Below are 20,020 nucleotides of genomic sequence, written 5' to 3'. Positions count from 1 at the left end.
ATTTTATATATACAGAATACGACTTAACGGGTATTACGATGCCAGGCATCTATTACTGCAAATTTGGCTTCCTCCCAATTTAAACGGGATTTATCCTTGGCCTGTTCCCATTTAGTACGCAGGTCAGGTTCAGCCTGATCAAAGTCGTTGTAATGGTTACGGTTTTCATAACCGAGACGATAAGCCCCACGATAATCGCGATCATAGTCGAGATCATTATAAGTATTACGTGTCTCATGGAAATAAGGTCGATCTTTATGCTGCTCTCTCCAGTAATGGTCTTCCTCTTCTGGATTGGCAGATTGTGCGATGTCATTACCAGCAAGTCCGCCTACGACCCCCCCGATCAGACCACCCACCACTGCGCCTGGAGGGCCACCGATCATACCCAGTGTCGCCCCAACAGCTGCTCCGCCCACAGTACCGGCACTGGTCGCAGCCAGATGATCACCCGCTTCGGTCATATCTGGAACCCGATGGCTTTCAGTCGCTGGCGAATTCAGGTCAGGACGTGCACTATCATCAGTAGGTGGACTAGATTTTAGTGAATCGCTATTGAGTACATCACTGCGTTCTGGAGAACGTTCTGTAGGAGCTGCAGGATTAATATCTGAAACTGGTCGATTGGTATTCGTCATTGTTCATCTCCCTCGATATTCTTATTTAAACAAATTTCTTATTTAAACAAATTTCTTATTTAAACAAATTGCGTGAACAAGATTGAAATTACATCTTGTTATGTAGGTAGACTTTCAGCATAGAGAAAGTTCAGGTAAATAATGTTCAAGTCCTGTCCAGTTTCAGTGAATAAAATGCTGCGCTATGTATAAGAAGATATTTCATGTAACCGGCGTGTTGAAAAAAACATGACCCAAGATAAAAAAGGTACTGTTTCCACAACAGTACCTTGATTGATTTTTCTATAATTATTGATTACATATTGATCACATCAGGGTTGCAGCAAATTGACCTGTTCCACTTGCACATCACTCATAATTTCCCCTTGAGCAAGTAACTGATTGAAATAGTCTTCAACTACATTGAACTGCTCAGCCGTACTTTCAACCTTGTACATGTTCTGACGGAACTCATTGCTTGAACGTAAGCCTTTGGTATACCAGGCAATATGTTTACGCGAAATCCGGCAACCTGAATATTCACCATAGAAGTCATAAAGTTCAGATAAATGCCCCAACAGCACATCTTTCACTTCTTGGATATTCGGTGCAGCCAAGTGCGTACCTGTGGCTAAATAGTGAGAAATTTCACGGAAAATCCACGGTCTGCCCTGTGCCGCACGCCCGATCATGACCGCATCAGCGCCGGTATAGTCGAGTACATATTTGGCTTTTTCAGGACTGTCGATATCGCCATTGGCAATCACCGGAATAGTCAGCATCTGTTTGACTTCTTTAATCAAACTATAGCGCGCGGTATTTAAGTACATATCTTCACGGGTTCGGCCATGCAAGGCCAATGCAGCGATCCCCGCCTCTTCCGCACGTTTCGCTACCCGCATAATGTTTTCATGACCATTTAAATAACCCAAACGGGTTTTTAAAGTCACTGGTACATCCACAGCAGCCACGACAGCATCTAAAATACGTGCCACCAGATCTTCATCTTTTAATAATGCGGAACCTGCCAATTTATTACAGACTTTTTTAGCCGGGCAACCCATGTTGATGTCGACAATCTGTGCGCCATTGGCGACCTGATAACGCGCCGCTTCGGCAAGCTCGAACGGGTCTGAACCTGCAATCTGTGCAGATATAGGCGCAATTTCGCCATCAAAATTGGCTCGGTATAAACTTTTCTTACTCATGCGCAAGGTTTGGTCTGAGGTCATCATTTCACTGACCGCATGCCCTGCACCAAAATATTTACACAACGTCCGAAATGGACGATCCGTAACACCTGCCATAGGAGCAACAATTAAATTATTTGACAGCTGATATGGACCAATATACATATAAATTCATCACTTTTTCGACCGGCATAGTATACTGCATCTACTGTATTGGCTCATCTTTTTGGACTATGTTTTCATCCTTATGAAAAAGAATTTTTTTATTTCATCTCATGTTAAATCCTTGAGTATTCTGGCTTTATCTCTAAGTTTAGTGGCATGTGGAGATAACTCCTGGTGGTCAAAAAATAATGAACCGACCCTAGAAGAAGATCAAATCAAGCGCCTTGTTCCACCACGTGTCAATGATCGTAGCGCATGGGCCAAAGATATTTTTGATATTAGTGACCAGCTCGGTATTCCCCAAACCAAAGAAAATATTTGCAGTATTGTAGCAGTGGTCGATCAAGAATCGAACTTTGTTGCCGACCCGCAAGTACCCGGTTTAGGGGTAAAAGCGGTTAAAGAAGTTCAAGACCGTCTGGATGAAAAATTTAAAGATAAATTAGGTGATGCAATTGGCGGAACTGTTGCCGGCTATTTCCAGGAAGTGTTAAAAAATCAGCCGAGTCCTGAAGATAACTATTTAAGCCAAATGCGTCGGGTTAAAACCGAACGTGAATTGGATGAATTATATCGTGAAATTTTTGCCTATATGTCAAAACATTATCACGTCAGTGCATTAACCGGTGCAGCCAAACTGGTTGGACAAGACATTGGTGAAAAATTAAATCCAATTACCACACTGGGCTCAATGCAGGTTCATATTGGTTATGCCAAAGAGCACAAACGTCAAGGCGGCAATATTGCCGAATTACGGACCGATTTATATAGCCAATATGGTGGTTTGTATTACGGCATTCATCGTTTAATGATGTACCCTGCCGATTACGATAAAGCGATTTATCGTTTTGCAGACTATAACTCTGGCATGTATTCAAGTCGCAATGCGGCCTTTCAAAGCATGCTGAATGATTTAACGGCAGCTGAGCTAGACCTGGATGGCGACTTATTACTTTACACGAAAGAGGGTTCAATCCGTTCTGCCGGCAGCCAGTCTGAACGCGAGCTGATCAGTGTTTTTGCAGCCAACAATATCTTAGTTACACCGCGACAAATTCGTTCTGACTTGAAAAAAGAAAAAAATAAAGGTTTTGAAGATACAGCCACCTATCGTGCTGTATCTAAGCTCTATCAGGAGAAAACAGGCAAAGATCCTATTTATGCAATTATGCCTGAAGTGATCATTTCTGGCCCTAAACTAAGCCGTGAATATAATACCAACTGGTTTGCGACACGTGTAAATGGAAGATATCAATCATGTATGCAACGGGCAAAAAGAATAAAAATTTAGCGCTCTTTGATTTTGATGGAACCCTGTGTAAAAAAGACAGTTTCACAGGGTTTATCTTCTATGCTTTAAGAAAAAGACATATCGTCAAACAAGGCATCAAAATCCTCCCTTGGATTCAAGCCTATTATTTAAATGTCTACCCTGCGCCAGCCATGCGCTCTAAATTATTTCGCGCCATGTTTAGCAATGCAGATGCTTTAGAGTTACAGCAGATTGCACAGGACTACGCAGCAAGTTTAATGTCTCAATTAAATCTGCCATTGCTTAAACAACTTAAACAACATCAAGCTTTGGGCGATGAAGTTGTACTGGTTTCAGCATCGGTTGATGTCTATCTGCAACATGTTTGCAACTTATTGAATATTGACTTAATTTGCACTCAGACTGAACAGGTCAATAATATCTATACTGGGCAATACACCACCCCCGATTGTAGCTCGGCACAAAAAAGACAACGAATTTTAGAAAACTATCATTTAGATGATTATGCTGTGATTTATGCCTATGGCAATAGTATAGAAGATAATGAAATGCTTGCGCTTGCTGATCATGCTTATATGGTTGGGGTAGATAAAATCCTCCCTAAATTACCAACAGGCATTCAAATTGCAATTTAACTTTAAAGAAGTTTAATCAAATTAATTTTTTCTAAATAATAAATATAATTATCACAATTTAACAATAATTAAAATTAAACCAATGTTTTATTGATAAAAAATTCAGCCTAATCAAATAATATATAGTGATGCCATTCACACAATTTTTATTTATAGCTAAATAAGCAGCCCTACATGAGGGAAAGACAATATTATGAATTTATTCGACCCTCCAAAGCTGGTGAAAGGTATATATATTCGTTTTGGCGAAAATCCATTTTTATTGTTATCTTTATTTTCTTGCCAGGCAATCAAACAAAATTGGACACAACAAGAAATTGCAAATGTCCTAAGCAAAGCAAAAAAAGGCAATTACATGCATTTGATTAAAACGCTTCAAGCTCATATACATAAATAAAAAACCACTTCAATTGAAGTGGTTTTTTATTTCAAATTTCATTTATTTCTTAAATGGAAAAGCATATTTTGCAATACGCTTAATCACGCTGCCATATTGTTTGATCAGACTGGCATTGTTGTAGTTCAAGCCATACTTTTCACAAACAGCTTGTACTTTTGGCGCCATTTTACGATAGCGACGTGCCGGAACATCTGGATATAAATGATGTTCAATTTGATGACTTAAATGACCCGTCAAAATATGGAAGGCTTCTGAACCAGTTAAATTCGATGAACCGCGAATCTGACGCATATACCAATGTCCACGACTTTCATTTTCAAGTACTGTTTTCGGGAAGACTTCAACATCCTTAGTGAAGTGACCACAGAAAATAATACTAAAAGTCCAGATATTACGCATGCCATTCGCCACCAAGTTACCTGCTAAAACAGGTAAAGCTGCCGGACCGGCAATCAATGGGAAGAACACGTAATCTTTAAACAGTTGTTTAGTGATTTTGCGTTGCATTGGACGCCATTCTCGTTTCGCTTGCTCTTTGGTTTTACGCCCTTTCAAGACTTTACCAATTTCAAGATTTTGAATTGCCACGCCCCATTGGAACAACAGACAAAATGGAATCGCATAAATTGGTTGTAACAAATAGCCAGGTTTCCAGCGCTGTTCTGGGAAAAGTCGAAGCAATCCATAACCGATATCATCATCCATACCTTTAATATTGGTATAGGTGTGATGTTTATAGTTATGGGTTTGACGCCAGTTATCCGCTGTACCGACAATATCCCACTCATAAGATGGACCATGGAATTTTGGATCGTTCATCCAGTCATATTGACCATGCATGACATTATGGCCCAGCTCCATGTTTTCCATAATTTTGGCAAAGCCAAGTAAACCAGTACCTAAAACCCAAGCCGGCGGGAACCAGCCTGCAAACAGACAGGCACGTCCAGCAATAGAAGCATAACGAATGGTTGAATAAACACGACGAATATATTTCGCGTCTTTTTCACCAATATCATCCAACACTTCTTGTTTAATGGCATCTAACTCACGTGCCAATCCATCTAATTGAGATTGAGTGAGCTCACCATTTTTAGGATTCTTAAAATATTCTATTTTTACGGGCATATTCATGATATTTGACTCACTTATAAATCAATAACAAGATCAGACTGTGCTGAATTGACACAAATTTTTAATAAATTACCAGGTTCTGAATTTTGTCCGCCATTGACCAAATTCTTGGTTGAACCTTCAACTTTATTGCAGACACATTTATTACAGATGCCCATACGGCAACCATGGGTGGGTTTTACATTCTGCTGTTCAAGGCTAACTAAAATCGACTGGCCTTTTGGAATAGCGAGCACTTTTTTCGATTTCAATAAAGTCACATTGACAAAGCCAGTCTCAGAATTTTCGACAGGTGTCATGCTGAAAGCTTCACTTTTAAAACTTTGCGCATGTGCAAATAACTGTTCAGCCTGTGCGATGAATCCAGATGGACCACATGCGTACACCACGCTATTTTCAATATTTTCCAGCAATGCAGCATGAGCAGAGTTTAAACGTTCGCCAGCATCGACTTCTTGGGTATAAAAAACCTGAAAGGAGAAATTCGGATATTGCTCGGCAAGCTGCTCAAAACGTGATTTAAAAGCCACATCTGCATACTCTTTCACCCAATACAGCAATTGAATTGGCGCTTGAGTCATTCGATCTGTTTTAGAAAGCGCTTTAAGCAAACTTAACATTGGGGTAATGCCGCTACCTGCAGCAAGCAACAGCATCGTTTGAGCCTGTTCTGGTAACAGCATGTCGCCATACGGCTGACCAAATTCCAGGATATCCCCGACTTTAGACTGTTCAACCAACCAAGAGCTAACTTTACCTTGATCGACTTTTTTAACCGTCAACAAGACGTGCTGAGAATCAAGTTGAGTCAAACTATAGCTGCGTTCATAGCGAATGCCGTCGACTTCCACAAAGATCGGATGATGCTGCCCTGCTTGCCCAAGCTCAAAATGACGATTGACCTGAATGGTTAAACTTACCATGTTCTGAGCAGAATTTTCTTTTTGAACAATTTTTCCCAAAGCTTGGTTAAATGACCAAAGCGAGTTAAATTTTTGCAGCCAAAAGTTTGCTGCATGCTGATCAATAACAGTTTCAGCAAGTGAAGCCAAGGGAGATTTCGTTTTTTCTAACACATGCATAGTAAGCACCACGCGATTGAATTTTAATTATTATACACATGTATATATATTTGTATATATATCTGTATTGTTTCTATTCATTTCCCAAGCGAGCCAGCAACAGCTATAATGTTTTGGTGTCTCTAATCCTTTGAAAAATATGAATCAGTTTTCGATCAAAAAAAATGTTGATGCCACAATTGCCGCACAAAGTCTTGCTCATGAGCCAGTTGTAGTCCGCACGGTCGGTCGAAAAGCAACAATTACCAAAGAAGAACTGTTTCAGGCCGCGCTCAATCTCATTGGTCCTCAAAAAAGTATTGCATCTTTAAGCCTGCGCGAAGTTGCCCGCGAAGCAGGTATTGCCCCAAACAGTTTTTACAGACATTTCAGAGATATAGATGAACTTGCAATTGAGTTGATTGATCGTGCAGGTATTGTGCTGCGTCAAATTTTGCATCAGGCACGTTTAAAAGCCTCAAAACAAAACAGTATTATTCGCAGTTCAGTTGAAATTTTTATTGAGCAGCTCGATGCCGATGAAGGAAATTTAAGCTTATTGCTTCGTGAAGCCTATACGGGTTCCGCTTCATATAAATCAGCAGTGGGACGCCAATTAAATTATTTTCAGCAAGAACTGCAAGAAGATTTAATTCGTCTGGAACGTCTCAATCACAGTAAATTGTTTCATCCTGACATTGTGGCAAAAGCGATTACCCAACTGGTGTTTAATATGGGTGCAACAGTGATTGACATGCCCATAACTGAACGCAAAGAAATTGCAGAACAAACCATGATTATGATTCGCATGATTTTAGAAGGCGCGCGTCATTTGGATGAAGCGCAAATTCGCTAGGGGTTGAATTTGAGGATTCAATATTGATTGAATCCTGAGCTTATCTTTTTAAATGTTTTTTTGCCGAGCAATAATCTGTTTAACCAGTTCAGCGGTTTTTTCAGGCTGTTCCAACGGAAACATATGCCCGCCTTGCATCAAACTATAATTAATTTGATAGGTCTTTTGCATCCCTTGCGGAAAACTTTGCTTATAAAATGGACTATTCTGCGCACTAATTAAATGTACAGGTACAGCCGGTGCTTTCCTTGGCGTACGCCACCACCATGCAGGTACCGTTCTAAAAATCTGCGCTTCAACCCTTTTAGGTACTGCCAAAGTTAAGCCACCCCGTTTCATATCTGGTTGCAAACCACAGGCTAAAAAATCCTGAAAACAGCTTTCATCAAAATGTTTAAATAACGGATTATGCCGCATGGAAGTATAGGCTTGCTCATGATTTTCCCAGTGATCTGTTCGTTTCAGGGTGATTCCTGCCGGAGTCAATTGATCGATTGCCTTGAGTTTTAATTTTTTTGCAATCTCGAATATTGGAGACTTTGAACCAATCACAAAAGGCGGATCCATAATGACTAATTGTGAAAATAAATCAGGACGTTTATACGCAGCCATTAACGTGACCAGTGAACCAAAGGAATGTCCAAGACCGATCACCTTTTTTCTATGAAATTTCTGCTCAATATCATCAATAACTTGATCGACTAAATAACGCCAGTCATGCGTTATGGGATATTGTGGATTGAGTCCAATCATCGGAATGGACTTCAAATCAAACTCATCTTCAAAGCAAGCGAAAAACTTTTGATAACTTGGCGCAGGAATGCCATTGGCATGAGTAAAATGAATCGCAGTCTTTTTAAATGATAAATCCTTCACAACTCTGCTCTTCCTTGATTAGATCGATGAACATCGTCTAGCTTAAGCAAAAGCCTGCCTGATTCAAATCACTAAATCATGGATAAGCTGACTTCTAAGTCAGTCTTTCTTTAGCCTGAAAAATTATTATAAAAATATTTTGCAACTCGCTTGTGATTATTTCTTTGAAATAACCAAAGCCTGATTGCCTAGGAAAATTGCGCCACACGTGGTTTTATCTCCAGCAATAACAATTGCTCGTCCTTGCACTACGGTTGATTGATCTGCTGCAATTGCAGACACCATAGCTTGGCATTTTGGACAATAATGTTTCATACCATGCAAATGCACCGCAATGCCATTAATGATAAAGGTATTTTCACATTCTGAGACAACGCCACCATGCGTGGTTGAAGAACCAATAGTCACTAAAGCTTTAGCCATCATTATTCTAATTTGATTTATAAAATTTATGCGCCATTTTAACATGAGATGACTTCCAGATTTTATATCTTCCATTGTTCACGCAAATAAAACCTATAGAATCTTAAGCAATAAAAAAGCACCCGAAGGTGCTTTTTAAACAAGTTTCGAAATTATGGTTTAACCACAACCAACACTTGAATGGCTTCTGGTGTCACAGATAAACCATCAAGCAAGCTAATGCCTTCTGATTGTAATTTTTGTAGACGAGCAATTTCATCTTCACGAATACTTGGATTAAATTGCTTCAAGTAGCTTAAACGGTCAATTTCATATTGCCATTTATTGCCATACACTTCTTTGGCTTGTTTCTTAAAGTTTGGTAATGCTGTCTTAGCAATATCAAGCGCCTGTGTATAGCGTTGCTCAATCACATCACGGCGGGCTTTAACCACCTGACGGCAGCTATTGCTATCCAAATGATGCAAATACGGTTTCAAGATACTTGGATCAATCTTGGCAGACAAGTCCTGACCGGTTTCACTGAGCAATACGCGAATCAACTGCTGAGGCAAGCTTGAAGGCAGATTCAATGATTTAGGCGCAATGACATCCACTTTAAACCACACTTCTAACAGCAAAGAACCCTGTTTAAGCGCATTCGATTTTAACAATGCAACATTGGTGCTACCAAATGACTGGGTATTAATCATTTCCATCACACTTTCAGTGAATGGATGTTCAAGGGTTAGATACTGCGCATCTTCACGGACTTGAGCTTGGTCACGATAGAAGGTGGCAGTCATGCCTTCTTCATCAAGAGATAAACCTTGCACCTGCATTTGATCGGTTGGCTTGATGATTACGGTACCGTTACTTTGCTCATCAAAATCGATGTTTGTCGATGCCATGAAGCGTTTCATAAACATTGGCAAAGTGGTGTTGTCATCATAGTCTTCAAGCGCTTGAACAATTTCTTGTGCCACGATAGGACGACATGAATTGTATTCAAGCAAGCGGTCACGACCTTCCTGTAATTCAGCTTCCAAGGCTTCACGCTGAACACTGACTTCTTCAAGCAAATCTTCAAACTGTTGACCCAAATCTGCCAACAAACAGTCTTTTAATTTAGCAATGAAGTTTTCTTGCAGCGTCTGTGCCGTTGGTGAAATATTACTGAAAATATTTAAACCTTCGTTGTACCAACGGAACATCCGCTCTTGCGCTGTACCGGCTAAATATGGCACATGAATCTGAATACGGTTTTCTTGACCAATACGGTCCAAACGACCAATACGTTGTTCTAGAACATCTGGATTCGCAGGCAAATCAAACAAAATCAGGTCTGAGGCAAACTGGAAGTTACGTCCTTCCGAACCAATTTCAGAACACAATAAAATTTGCGCGCCATACGATTCTTCAGCGAAATAAGCGGCTGCCTGGTCACGCTCTAAAAGACTCATGCCTTCATGGAACATGGCAGTACGAATACCGGCATGTAAACGAAGTACATTTTCCAATGCTTCAACCACTGGACCACTACGCGCAATGAGCAACACTTTTTTGTGTTTAAGCTCGGTACGCAGCATTTCCATCAGCCACATCACACGTGGATCATGTTCCATCCAAGCACCATCAAGCTGCGCTTCTTCAGGCCACATTTGTTCACGTAACTTGCCGTCTTTCGACCATTGAGCAGGTGCCGGTAACGGTGCAGGTTGACAGTCACGACCAGGAAAACCTCGAATGGCTTCACGAGTATTACGGAATAAAATACGGCCAGTACCATGACGGTCTAACAATTCATGAATGGCACGGAAACGCTGTTCTGGCTCATCCTGAATACTATGACCCAATAAGCCTTCAATCGCTTTTAAATGCCCTTCTTCTAAAGGCAGATCCGACATCAACACTTCAGCAATTTTTGCGGTGTGGTGATATTGCTCTTCTTCATCCAAGAAACGGTCTAGTGAACTAAAGCGTTGCGGATCGAGCAGACGTAAACGCGCAAAATGGCTTTCTACACCCAGTTGTTCTGGGGTCGCTGTAAGCAGTAACACACCCGGAGTTTTTTCAGCCAGCTCTTCAACAAGGTCATAACGGTCGTTACCACCTTCTTCTTCACTCCACATCAAGTGATGGGCTTCATCCACGACAAGAAGATCGAAACCGGCTTCTAATGCCTGTTCACGTAAATCTTCGTGATCGACCATTAAGTCCACACTGGCAATAATGCATTGCTCAGTCAGGAATGGATTTAAATCTGGATCGTGTTCTTTAATTGAAGCGGTACGGGTTAAATCAAATAACGAGAACTGTAGATTGAAACGGCGACGCATCTCAATCATCCACTGATATTGCAGTGAATCGGGCACTAAAATCAGGATACGTTCTGAACGACCGGTTTTAAGCTGCTGATGAATGATCAGGCCGGCTTCAATGGTTTTACCCAAGCCTACTTCATCGGCAAGTAAAACACGCGGCGCAAAACGCTGACCGACTTCATGTGCAATATAAAGCTGATGCGGAATCAGCCCCACACGCGCTCCAATCATGCCGCGTAATGGACTTGATTTCATATTGGCTTGCATCATCAAGGCTTCAATACGCAGGTCATACCATTCTTTATAATCCACTTGACTGGCAAGCAAACGGTCTAGCGGTTTAGACAGCTGAATATGTGCACCCACACGGGTTTCATTTAAAGCTTTACGTTCTTCAGTCCCATCTTCCAGGGTACGAATCACGTTATAACGCACCACGCCATGACGGTCTTCAAAAGACTCAACCAGCCACTTGGTGCCTTCCTGATCCTGCAATTCATCTTTAATGTTAAAAACAATACGCGATAAAGGTGCATTGTTACGTGCGTAAACACGTGTTTCATCACTCTTCGGGAATAAAATGCTAACCGATCGTTCATCTACATCAATGAGAACCCCTAATCCAAGCTCTGTTTCTGTATCTGATAACCAACGCTGACCAATAGCAAACTGATGCAATTTTTCCACCTTTATCTAAAAATGAGGACACTTATTTTCAAGCTCAAAACCTGATGAGTATTTGAGCAATAAAACAGGTCTTTAAGCAATATATTTTGACATAAAGCCCACTAAAAAGTGCGCAAAATCGATGACGATTAAAAAGTTTTCACCTTAAAAAGGAACTGGATAATAAAATTCCACACGTTCCTCTGTTTGAGGATGGTAAAAACTCAAGTGTTCAGCATGCAAGCACAGTCGAGGAATCAACTGTTGCTGCTCTGGTGTAGCATACAAGGTGTCACCCACAATCGGATGACCGAGATACTGCATATGCACACGAAGCTGATGTGAACGACCTGTAATGGGAGTAAGTTTGACACGCGTCACCGCCTGCCCTTGAATTTCAAAATGTTCGATGGCTTGCCAATGTGTGAGCGCAGGCTTGTTGTGATCTGGAGCGGCAATATGTAAAGGCGGATGTTCAGGATCGTAAATCACCGGGACATCAACCGTGCCTTCGCCTTCAAGATGACCAGCAACGACGGCCTGATAGGTTTTTTCTGTTTGGCGTTCCTGAAACTGGCGGGAAATGGTTTTTTGTCCCCATTTGCTCAAGCCAAAAACCAGGATGCCTGAAGTATCACGATCCAGACGATGAATCAGTAAAGTTTTGGGTTCTATTTTTAATAATCTGTTGATCACGCAATCTTGTAAATCTTCAGTTTTACCGGGAACGGTGAGTACACCTGCGGGTTTATGGATCACCATAAAATCTTCGTCACGATGGATCAGGTGTTCGGTTAGAAAATTACTCAATGTTCAATTCCAAGCGGATCGCGAAAACAAGCCGGCAATGATAGAAAGCTTGGCGCAGAATTACAATGCGCAATGCCGCAATTGACGACGGATTTTCCGATTTTGCTCAAAAATTATTTCAATCTCGCGTTATCAACCTGCCGATTGCAAAATAAAGCTGACCAGTTCATGCAGTGAATTGTGTTTTAAGACATCTTCATACCTCACATTCGCACCATGCGCGCGCCAAACACCGACCAGACTGACAATGGCCACAGAATCCAGACCGTATTGCTTCAAATCGACATAAGGGTCAATTTCAAGTGCATCCATGTTCAACTGCTCTGCAACGGCGAGCATGATCCCCTTGGTGGAAAGCACATAATTGGACGGCGCACTTAAATCCCATAGCCGGGTCAAACTATAGCTATTCATATGATGCAAAGCTTGGGCTGAAATGCTGTCAATCCATTGAATGTGCTGTTCCTGATTTGGCAACAGGATCGCGTCATCAACCACGCAGATCTGTTCAGTCACACTTTGCAAATGCGGCAATATTTGCTTGAACATCGGACTCACCTGTCCTGCAAAGATGAGTTGCGGATGAGTGGATGCATATTCACCGAGTTGCTGCATGCCTTGCATCAAGTCATCGCCATACAAATCCACAATCGGAATATCCAAAGCTTTGGCTTTATTGCTGATCTGGATCAGATGAGTCATTAGGTCACTGTCTTGTATTCCTGCCATCATCCTTAGATTTTGCAATCCCACCAGTACCAGAACAGATTCAATTGATGAAAGCTGCCATTTGGCTTGTGAGGGTGCGAGTTGGATTTTTTTGGGCATGGGGTACAGCATGGGAGAGCTTCTATTTAATATTTTCAAAGTTGCAATATGCTAGCCTAGATTTACATGCTTGATAAGTTTTTGGATTAACCTAAATATTTTTGAAAAAATTTCTTACAATCGCCTTATGTTAAAAGGAAGGACTTTTAATATCTTGAAAAAAATTATTTAATAGAATCATAATAATTGTTGAATAATTGAAATGACTAGAAATAGATTTTTTAAGAATACTTACCGTTCTAATTACCGGGGAAAAGTATCTGTTGAGGATGCTCAAAAACATCAACAATATATTGATGACATGAAGAAAGATGCCGCTTTTTACTATTTAGATCATATAGAAAGCTCAATGATCCCACATAGTATTCTTCACAAAATAATTCAGAAGTTAAAAACGAAGCAGAATAATAGTTTAACTTTACAGGAAAAAGCTTACTTAATTCGTCAAAATCTTAATGCTTTACATAACTTAGTTGAAGGAAAAACATCCTTTAATCAGTATAAAAAAGAATCTCTTAATGAAAGAATAAAATACTCAGAGCATTTAGAAGAAGAAAGGATCCGCTTAGAAAAAGCTAGAGAATTAGAACTTATTGAATTACAAAAGGGCCAAGAAAAATTAGCTCAAGAAACAAGAGTCAGGGAACAGGCTGCACGTGACAAAAGAAAGAAATTAGAATCGGATCCAAATTATATTGCACAACAGAGAGAAAAGGCTCTTTTAAATAAATATGGTATTCATCCTTACCATATTTCAACCAAGCAACGGTCTAAACTACTTAATATATTGAATCTTTTGGATAACAAACAAAGATTACAAGAGCAGGATGCTGTTTGGTTAAATTCAGAAGGACGTAAATTTTTTACAGATGAAGTTAAAATGAAATTTCATCGCGTAGAAGCCAATTTTTATCTTAAACAATATGAAATAAACAAATCAGATTGGCATGCTATCAATGCTTCTAGCCAATTAAGAAAGTGTAAGGCTAGTAAAGAAGCTGAAAACTTTTTAGAAAATACAAACCTTTCTTCAAATAAAAACGAAAAAATATTATCAGCTTACTTTACAACTTTAGGTGGAGTTAAAAGGGATCTTGAGAAGTCCGATATAGCTATAGAACATGGTTTAAAAGCACATGATCATAGTTCTCAAGACTATAGGCCTTGTACTTTGTTAGGAGCTATATACATGGAAAACCATGAATATAATCTTGGTCACGATTGGTATAGTAAAGCCCGTGATCGAGGTGCTCCAGAAAATTCTATCAATGTGGACCTTAGAAGTATTCTCTTAAAACTAGATAAAGCGAAACGTAGTGAGATGGTGACAAGCTTATTGAAAAAGGATCCATATATATATAGTTGGTTAAAAGACCTTAAGTAATGATTTTAAAGCCCTATCTTCACCGATTGGGCTTTTTTGTTGACGTTTCACGTTCAACCACTAATTTTTATTTTTTACTTAAAATTAGCTTTATTTTTAGACCTGCGCTAAAAACTTCTCAATCGCCACCTGTGCAATCTCCGCATCCTGAAATGACTTTACTCCAGACACACCCATTGCACCGACCAACTGTCCTTGATACATAATCGGCTCACCGCCTTCCAGCATGCCAGAAAAACTATCCATAGTCAGAAAGCCCATTTGCCCACCACGGATAATATCTTCAAATAACTTGGATGGACGGCGGCTGATGGCTGAACATTTGGCTTTTTCCAAACATAAATTTGCAGTCATCGGTGAAGCACCATCCATACGCTTCATGGCCAGCAAAGTGCCTGTTTCATCAACCACAGCAATACTGACATTAAACTGATTTTCGATCGCATATTGATGTGCCTGATCTAATAAAAACTCTGCATCACTTAAAGTCAAATAATGTTTGGTTTGCATGATTAAATATCCCTAATTTAGAATTTAATCTCCCCTAACCCCTCTTTAAGAAAGAGGGGAAATTTTATTATTTCTAAAATTGAAATTCCCTCCTTTGAAAAGGTGAGAAGTACCGCTTCGCAAGAGGGAGGATTTTAAAATGTATAAATTAAGCTTTCATTTCAGCAAAAGTCTCGATAGCAGCCTGAATGGTAAATGCAATATCTTCATCAGAATGCGCTGCTGAAATAAAACCAGCTTCAAATGCAGATGGAGCAAGGTTCACACCACGCTCCAACATGCCATGGAAGAATTTACGGAACGCATCCACATCGCATTTCAACATTGAATCAAAGCTGGTGATGTCTTCTTGATCTGTGAAGTACAAACCGAACATACCACCGACTTGTTGAGTCTTGAACGGAATGCCTGCCTCAGCAGCCGCAGCTTCTAAGCCTGACAGTAACTTGGCAAGTTGAGCCGTTAATTTTTCATAGAAACCTTCGACACGTAAATGTTTGAACATTTCAATACCGGCACGCATTGCTAGTGGATTACCTGACAATGTTCCTGCTTGATAAACTTTACCCAGTGGCGCAATGCATTCCATTACTTCACGTTTACCACCAAATGCACCCACTGGCAGACCAGCACCGATGATTTTACCCAAGGTGGTTAAATCCGGTGTTACGCTATAATGTGCTTGTGCACCGCCTAAACCAACACGGAAACCGGTCATCACTTCATCAATAATAAATACTGAACCATGCTCATCACATACATCACGAATCGCTTGCAAGAAACCGTCAATCGGTTTCACCAGATTCATGTTGCCTGCGACTGGTTCAACAATTACCCCAGCAATTTCATGACCAAATTTGGCGAAGCATTCTTTTAAAGTCGCAATATCATTGTATGGAAGCGTGAGCGTATGCTTGGCAAAATCAGCAGGCACACCCGCAGAAGTCGCCTCACCTTCACCACTGGTCAACATGCCTGAGCCTGCTTTGACTAAAAGCGAGTCTGAGTGACCGTGGTAACAGCCTTCAAATTTTACAATCTTGTCACGACCGGTATAACCGCGTGCCAGACGAATCGCGGTCATGGTGGCTTCTGTGCCCGAGTTGGTCATACGAACCAATTCAATGGATGGCATAATTTCACAGATAATATCAGCCAGTGTGGTTTCATGAACCGTTGGCGCACCAAAGCTTAAACCATCAACTGCAGCATCCTGAACGGCTTTAATAATTGCTGGATGTGCATGTCCTAAAATCATCGGTCCCCATGAACCCACGTAATCGACATAGCGTTTACCATCGACATCGAACAAATACGCACCTTTGGCTTTTTCAATAAATACAGGCGTACCACCCACCCCATTAAAAGCACGTACAGGTGAATTCACACCACCTGGAATATGTTTGCTGGCTTGTTTGAACAATTGTTCTTGCTTTGGAGATAAGCTCATGAAGGCACTCGACTAAAAATTAAATCTATCAAAAATATTTTATGCTTTAGCTTGAAAAAGCGCAGACCATTCATCTAAACGTTCAGGAATGGCATGCATAGGAAGTCCCAATATATCACTAATCACTGCGCAGTAATCTGCACCAGATTCAATGACTTCGCTGGAATTTTCAACGGTTAAACCGCCAATTGCACAGAGGGGTACATTAAGTTTTTCTTTGGCAAGTTTTAAGGTTTCCAAGCCAATGTTACCTGCTTCAGGTTTGGTGTCGGTCGCATAAATCGCACCAAATGCCACATAATTTGCGCCATCGGCAATCGCCTGTTCAGCCAGCTCAATTGAGTTATTACAGCTACGACCAATCAACACACCTTGAGGCAACCGTGCAACAGCATCGACAATAGAGCCATCACCCTGCCCCAAATGGACACCTACACCGTATTTGACCGCCATTTCAAGATCATCATTAATGATAAAAGGGACACGGTATTCAGCACACATGGCTTTCATATACTCGATTTCGTAAATTTGATCTTCTTTGGCAATTTTTTTACGACGATATTGCAAGACCGCAATGCCGCCATTCGCCATTGCACCTTCTAACTTCGCCAATAAAAGCTCTAAAGGATCATCATTGGTAATTAAATATAAACCGCGCATAAAAAAGCTGCCAAAACCAGAACTGTCTTATTATATGCATATCAACAGCAAGATTCAGCGCATATCACGCAAATACAAATGGATTACTAACGATAAATTTTTAAAAAACCCAGAAAATACCAACCGTTCTCTTATTTTTTATGATTCAGTGAAAAAATACCTATTTTCAGTGATAGATCATGTGTGCATTAAACGGTTTAATCAGCTTACAGAATAACAATAAATAACCAATACAATATAACAATAAAACTTGGAGCGACCATCTGACTTTCTAATTCTTTGTGATAAAAACGCGCTTGGGGAAGCGAAACAAAGGATTAGAGAGTCACTCTCTTTTTTCAATCCATGCTTAAATTTCACTTCAATATACCCATAAAAAAAGCCTAGAGAAAGGTCGCTCTAGGCTTGGAAAACTTAAAGATTACATGCTTTATTCAATCCTAAAAATGAATTGAATAAGCACACATCCATTAATAGAATATTCACTCTATTTTTGCAAGCTTTAGTCATTCAAATTCTGTATTATTTTATCTTCAAGTCAAACTTGGGTTTTGATACAGCTATTATTATCCATAAAAAATCTAATTCATTAACTTGCAATTTTATCCAGTGAACGGTCTTTTAGGCTCAAATTCCCACGCAACACATCAGAGAGCATGCGCCAATCCGAAATAAAGCTATACAGGGGTTGTTTAAAACTGGCAGGTTTATTTTTCTCAAACATGAAATGTCCCACCCATGCACAGGCATAACCAGACAATAAACCATAAGCCAAATATTTTGGTTTTCTTTGACGAATGGCTTGAGTAAAGAAATACACGCCAACGCTGCTTCCAAATGCATGCAAACGGCGGCTGCTGATATTGCGGTGCTCGGTTAAATAAAACTGATAAAATTCATGATAGTTTTGAATCGGAAGCTGAAATTCTGGTTCAGGATCATGTTCGAAGTTTAGCTTTACAAGTCCATTCATGGTCATCATCCCAATTATTTTTGTTTACGTTAGCGTATATTTTGTCCAAATAAAAGCTAAGTTTGCTCTTACTTTCTGTCTATTTTAAAAGCAATTACTTAAGAATTGCTTCGTCAAGTCTTACATGAAAATTGATTTTCGTTACAATCGGGGACTTAAAATTAAGAATACAATTCCAGCGCTATAAAAGAATAGATTTCATAACGCATTTGTACCGTAAAGTGACGCGATTCATTTCTGAAATAGCGTCAAAAAATTAGGATGAGAGATCATGGTCGAAGTTGAATTAAAATTTCAGATTCCTGAAGCAAGACGTAATGCTTTACTGAAAGCGTTAGATCCTAAAAAATCGGAAATTATTCAACTTAAAGCAAAATATTATGACACTGAACAGCGCCTGCTTTCCCAACATGGCGTTGCCCTGCGCCAACGGCTGGAAGGTACACGCTGGATTCAAACCTTAAAAGCTGCGGGAAAAAGCCATCTACACCGTTTTGAGCATAATTATGACCTGGGTGAGCTTGAACAGGCGCCCCAGCTTGATTTAAGTATTTATGAGCAAGACGCTGAAGCCCAGCAAATCTTAAAAAATGCTTTAGCTGACTCACAAGAACAACTTAAATTACAATTTGAGACGGATATTCAACGCACCTTTCGCGTGATTCAATTTGAAGAAACCGATATTGAAGTGAGTTTAGATATCGGTGAAGTACGCACTGCAACCGAGCAACGCGAAGTGCATGAGGTGGAATTCGAACTTAAGGCAGGTTCTGTACAATCACTTTTAGCCTTTAGCTTTGAATGGGTTAAAAAATACCAGCTTTGGCTTGATGTGCGCAGTAAAGCTGAAATTGGCAATCTTTTGGCAACGGCTCAAAAAGTCAGTCCGGCAAAATCTGCCAACGAATTTATCTTAAGCAAAAAAGATCCAGCCAATAAAAATTTACGCTTACTCATTGCCCAACAGTTACAGCATTTGTTACCTAACATTGCCGCCATTTCAGCAGTGGTTTCTGAAAAAGAACATATTCTTCAAGCGCAGATTGCCCTAGATCATTTAAATTTAACGCTATCGCTATTTAAAGACTGGAATGAGGCTGTTTCAGACAAATGGGCGATGCAACTTGGCGCATTTAAACAGCAGTTTGATCATTTACAGCATTTGGAACACATGCAGACGACTTTGGGTGCATTTTTACAAAACCCGAATACCGCATCAAACTTAACCAAAGATATTTTGTATGCCAAAGAAAAGTTATCTAATCTGGTTCGCTCAACTCAAAACGTGCATCACTATTTAGAATTATTGATGTTTGGTTTAGACAATGAAGAAAAAGCTCAATCTCACGACTTAAAATGGTTTGCACAAAATACCTTGCAAAATCAATATAAAAATTTGCAAGACAGTTTAAACAGTGCAGATATTACTGATTTTGAGAGTCTGAATAAATTAGCCAGCAAGATTCATGAATTGAAGTTTAGCTTCCCTATTTTGACCTCTATTTATGATGTCAAAAATTTGCAGAAATACAGCAAAGCTTTAAATGACGCGCAACTTGCTGCCAGTGAATATCAAATTTTGGCGTCTTCTGCGGATTATATTCAGCAAACTGAACTTGAAGCCAGTGACTGGTTCGTTTTGGGTTGGCTAACGGCAAAACAGGAAGTTTATGCACAGAATTTACTTGAGGCGACAGAACAATTTCTAGTGAGCCGTAAATTCATTAAATAATAAATAATATTAAGTAATAAATAATACTAAAGCGTATGACAGGATATTTCAGGCATGATGATGACATATCTTGT

General features: G+C 40.0%; 19 protein-coding genes. 6 read left to right on the top strand and 13 right to left on the bottom strand.

The window, feature by feature from the left end:
* Positions 1-23: 23 nt before the first annotated feature.
* Together ACU0NF_RS00175 and dusB are read right to left on the bottom strand one after the other, a co-directional pair.
* Positions 24-638: a hypothetical protein gene (locus ACU0NF_RS00175; RefSeq protein ID WP_445659730.1), complete on the bottom strand. Its 615-nt coding sequence runs from the start codon at positions 636-638 to the stop codon at positions 24-26.
* 311 nt (positions 639-949) lie between these two features.
* The gene (dusB, locus tag ACU0NF_RS00170) at positions 950-1,972 is read right to left on the bottom strand and encodes a tRNA dihydrouridine synthase DusB (protein ID WP_445659729.1); all 1,023 of its coding nucleotides are present in this window, start codon (positions 1,970-1,972) and stop codon (positions 950-952) included.
* 82 nt (positions 1,973-2,054) lie between these two features.
* On the opposite strand from dusB, the gene ACU0NF_RS00165 reads away from it, so the two are divergent.
* The 3 genes from ACU0NF_RS00165 (at position 2,055) to ACU0NF_RS00155 (ending at position 4,277) form a co-directional block, all read left to right on the top strand.
* Complete coding sequence (locus ACU0NF_RS00165) at positions 2,055-3,263, top strand: DUF1615 family protein (RefSeq protein WP_445659728.1); 1,209 nt, start codon at positions 2,055-2,057, stop codon at positions 3,261-3,263.
* Positions 3,230-3,880, top strand: coding sequence for an HAD-IB family hydrolase (locus ACU0NF_RS00160; RefSeq protein WP_445659727.1), 651 nt, complete (start codon positions 3,230-3,232; stop codon positions 3,878-3,880). Before ACU0NF_RS00165 ends, ACU0NF_RS00160 begins: the two co-directional genes overlap by 34 nt.
* 193 nt (positions 3,881-4,073) lie before the next feature.
* Positions 4,074-4,277, top strand: a complete 204-nt coding sequence (locus tag ACU0NF_RS00155) for a hypothetical protein (protein ID WP_131383387.1) — start codon at positions 4,074-4,076, stop codon at positions 4,275-4,277.
* A gap of 42 nt (positions 4,278-4,319) precedes the next feature.
* Here ACU0NF_RS00155 and ACU0NF_RS00150 read toward each other — a convergent pair whose 3' ends face one another.
* On the bottom strand, positions 4,320-5,414 hold the full coding sequence (locus ACU0NF_RS00150; RefSeq protein ID WP_131383388.1) for a fatty acid desaturase family protein: 1,095 nt from the start codon (positions 5,412-5,414) through the stop codon (positions 4,320-4,322).
* A 14-nt stretch (positions 5,415-5,428) separates the two neighbouring features.
* Positions 5,429-6,496, bottom strand: coding sequence for a ferredoxin reductase (locus ACU0NF_RS00145; protein ID WP_445659726.1), 1,068 nt, complete (start codon positions 6,494-6,496; stop codon positions 5,429-5,431).
* Between the two features lie 139 nt (positions 6,497-6,635).
* Here ACU0NF_RS00145 and fabR point away from each other — a divergent pair, with 139 nt between their 5' ends.
* Positions 6,636-7,331: an HTH-type transcriptional repressor FabR gene (gene fabR / locus ACU0NF_RS00140; RefSeq protein ID WP_445659725.1), complete on the top strand. Its 696-nt coding sequence runs from the start codon at positions 6,636-6,638 to the stop codon at positions 7,329-7,331.
* Positions 7,332-7,379: 48 nt separating this feature from the next.
* On the opposite strand, the gene ACU0NF_RS00135 is transcribed toward fabR, so the two are convergent.
* The 5 genes from ACU0NF_RS00135 to ACU0NF_RS00115 form a co-directional block, all read right to left on the bottom strand.
* A complete protein-coding gene (locus tag ACU0NF_RS00135) occupies positions 7,380-8,207 on the bottom strand; it encodes an alpha/beta fold hydrolase (RefSeq protein WP_171533615.1) in 828 nt (275 codons plus the stop codon).
* Positions 8,208-8,363: 156 nt separating this feature from the next.
* On the bottom strand, positions 8,364-8,630 hold the full coding sequence (locus ACU0NF_RS00130; RefSeq protein ID WP_171533616.1) for a PAAR domain-containing protein: 267 nt from the start codon (positions 8,628-8,630) through the stop codon (positions 8,364-8,366).
* Positions 8,631-8,782: 152 nt separating this feature from the next.
* The gene (gene rapA / locus ACU0NF_RS00125) at positions 8,783-11,620 is read right to left on the bottom strand and encodes an RNA polymerase-associated protein RapA (protein ID WP_445659724.1); all 2,838 of its coding nucleotides are present in this window, start codon (positions 11,618-11,620) and stop codon (positions 8,783-8,785) included.
* 144 nt (positions 11,621-11,764) lie between these two features.
* Positions 11,765-12,409 carry an RluA family pseudouridine synthase gene (locus ACU0NF_RS00120; RefSeq protein WP_171536851.1) on the bottom strand — a complete coding sequence of 215 codons (645 nt, stop codon included), beginning with the start codon at positions 12,407-12,409 and terminating at the stop codon, positions 11,765-11,767.
* A 132-nt stretch (positions 12,410-12,541) separates the two neighbouring features.
* Entirely contained in the window at positions 12,542-13,249 is a 708-nt protein-coding gene (locus tag ACU0NF_RS00115) for a phosphopantetheine-binding protein (protein ID WP_445659723.1), read from the bottom strand.
* A 190-nt stretch (positions 13,250-13,439) separates the two neighbouring features.
* Between ACU0NF_RS00115 and ACU0NF_RS00110 the strand changes: the two genes are divergently transcribed.
* The gene (locus tag ACU0NF_RS00110) at positions 13,440-14,621 is read left to right on the top strand and encodes a hypothetical protein (protein ID WP_445659722.1); all 1,182 of its coding nucleotides are present in this window, start codon (positions 13,440-13,442) and stop codon (positions 14,619-14,621) included.
* Between the two features lie 96 nt (positions 14,622-14,717).
* Here the strand turns inward: ACU0NF_RS00110 and ACU0NF_RS00105 are convergent, their stop codons facing one another.
* From ACU0NF_RS00105 to ACU0NF_RS00090, 4 genes are all read right to left on the bottom strand, one after another.
* Positions 14,718-15,131 carry a GlcG/HbpS family heme-binding protein gene (locus tag ACU0NF_RS00105; RefSeq protein ID WP_445659721.1) on the bottom strand — a complete coding sequence of 138 codons (414 nt, stop codon included), beginning with the start codon at positions 15,129-15,131 and terminating at the stop codon, positions 14,718-14,720.
* Positions 15,132-15,279: 148 nt separating this feature from the next.
* A complete protein-coding gene (hemL, locus tag ACU0NF_RS00100) occupies positions 15,280-16,581 on the bottom strand; it encodes a glutamate-1-semialdehyde 2,1-aminomutase (RefSeq protein ID WP_445659720.1) in 1,302 nt (433 codons plus the stop codon).
* A 39-nt stretch (positions 16,582-16,620) separates the two neighbouring features.
* A complete protein-coding gene (thiE, locus tag ACU0NF_RS00095; protein WP_171536857.1) occupies positions 16,621-17,241 on the bottom strand; it encodes a thiamine phosphate synthase in 621 nt (206 codons plus the stop codon).
* Positions 17,242-17,830: 589 nt separating this feature from the next.
* Positions 17,831-18,214 (bottom strand): DUF962 domain-containing protein, encoded by a 384-nt coding sequence (locus ACU0NF_RS00090; RefSeq protein WP_131383405.1) that lies wholly within the window; start codon positions 18,212-18,214, stop codon positions 17,831-17,833.
* Between the two features lie 271 nt (positions 18,215-18,485).
* Here ACU0NF_RS00090 and ACU0NF_RS00085 point away from each other — a divergent pair, with 271 nt between their 5' ends.
* Positions 18,486-19,946 carry a CYTH domain-containing protein gene (locus ACU0NF_RS00085; protein ID WP_445659719.1) on the top strand — a complete coding sequence of 487 codons (1,461 nt, stop codon included), beginning with the start codon at positions 18,486-18,488 and terminating at the stop codon, positions 19,944-19,946.
* Positions 19,947-20,020 lie beyond the last annotated feature (74 nt).

It is taken from the genome of Acinetobacter sp. F16, assembly GCF_052712855.1.
This window is presented reverse-complemented; position numbering and strand designations above follow the sequence as displayed.

Coding starts and splice junctions, on each gene's coding strand:
- ACU0NF_RS00175 (WP_445659730.1), bottom strand. CDS start 638: ATGACGAATACCAATCGACCAGTTTCAGATATTAATCCTGCAGCTCCT.
- dusB (WP_445659729.1), bottom strand. CDS start 1,972: ATGTATATTGGTCCATATCAGCTGTCAAATAATTTAATTGTTGCTCCT.
- ACU0NF_RS00165 (WP_445659728.1), top strand. CDS start 2,055: ATGAAAAAGAATTTTTTTATTTCATCTCATGTTAAATCCTTGAGTATT.
- ACU0NF_RS00160 (WP_445659727.1), top strand. CDS start 3,230: ATGTATGCAACGGGCAAAAAGAATAAAAATTTAGCGCTCTTTGATTTT.
- ACU0NF_RS00155 (WP_131383387.1), top strand. CDS start 4,074: ATGAATTTATTCGACCCTCCAAAGCTGGTGAAAGGTATATATATTCGT.
- ACU0NF_RS00150 (WP_131383388.1), bottom strand. CDS start 5,414: ATGAATATGCCCGTAAAAATAGAATATTTTAAGAATCCTAAAAATGGT.
- ACU0NF_RS00145 (WP_445659726.1), bottom strand. CDS start 6,496: ATGCATGTGTTAGAAAAAACGAAATCTCCCTTGGCTTCACTTGCTGAA.
- fabR (WP_445659725.1), top strand. CDS start 6,636: ATGAATCAGTTTTCGATCAAAAAAAATGTTGATGCCACAATTGCCGCA.
- ACU0NF_RS00130 (WP_171533616.1), bottom strand. CDS start 8,630: ATGGCTAAAGCTTTAGTGACTATTGGTTCTTCAACCACGCATGGTGGC.
- ACU0NF_RS00115 (WP_445659723.1), bottom strand. CDS start 13,249: ATGCTGTACCCCATGCCCAAAAAAATCCAACTCGCACCCTCACAAGCC.
- ACU0NF_RS00110 (WP_445659722.1), top strand. CDS start 13,440: ATGACTAGAAATAGATTTTTTAAGAATACTTACCGTTCTAATTACCGG.
- ACU0NF_RS00105 (WP_445659721.1), bottom strand. CDS start 15,131: ATGCAAACCAAACATTATTTGACTTTAAGTGATGCAGAGTTTTTATTA.
- hemL (WP_445659720.1), bottom strand. CDS start 16,581: ATGAGCTTATCTCCAAAGCAAGAACAATTGTTCAAACAAGCCAGCAAA.
- thiE (WP_171536857.1), bottom strand. CDS start 17,241: ATGCGCGGTTTATATTTAATTACCAATGATGATCCTTTAGAGCTTTTA.
- ACU0NF_RS00090 (WP_131383405.1), bottom strand. CDS start 18,214: ATGAATGGACTTGTAAAGCTAAACTTCGAACATGATCCTGAACCAGAA.
- ACU0NF_RS00085 (WP_445659719.1), top strand. CDS start 18,486: ATGGTCGAAGTTGAATTAAAATTTCAGATTCCTGAAGCAAGACGTAAT.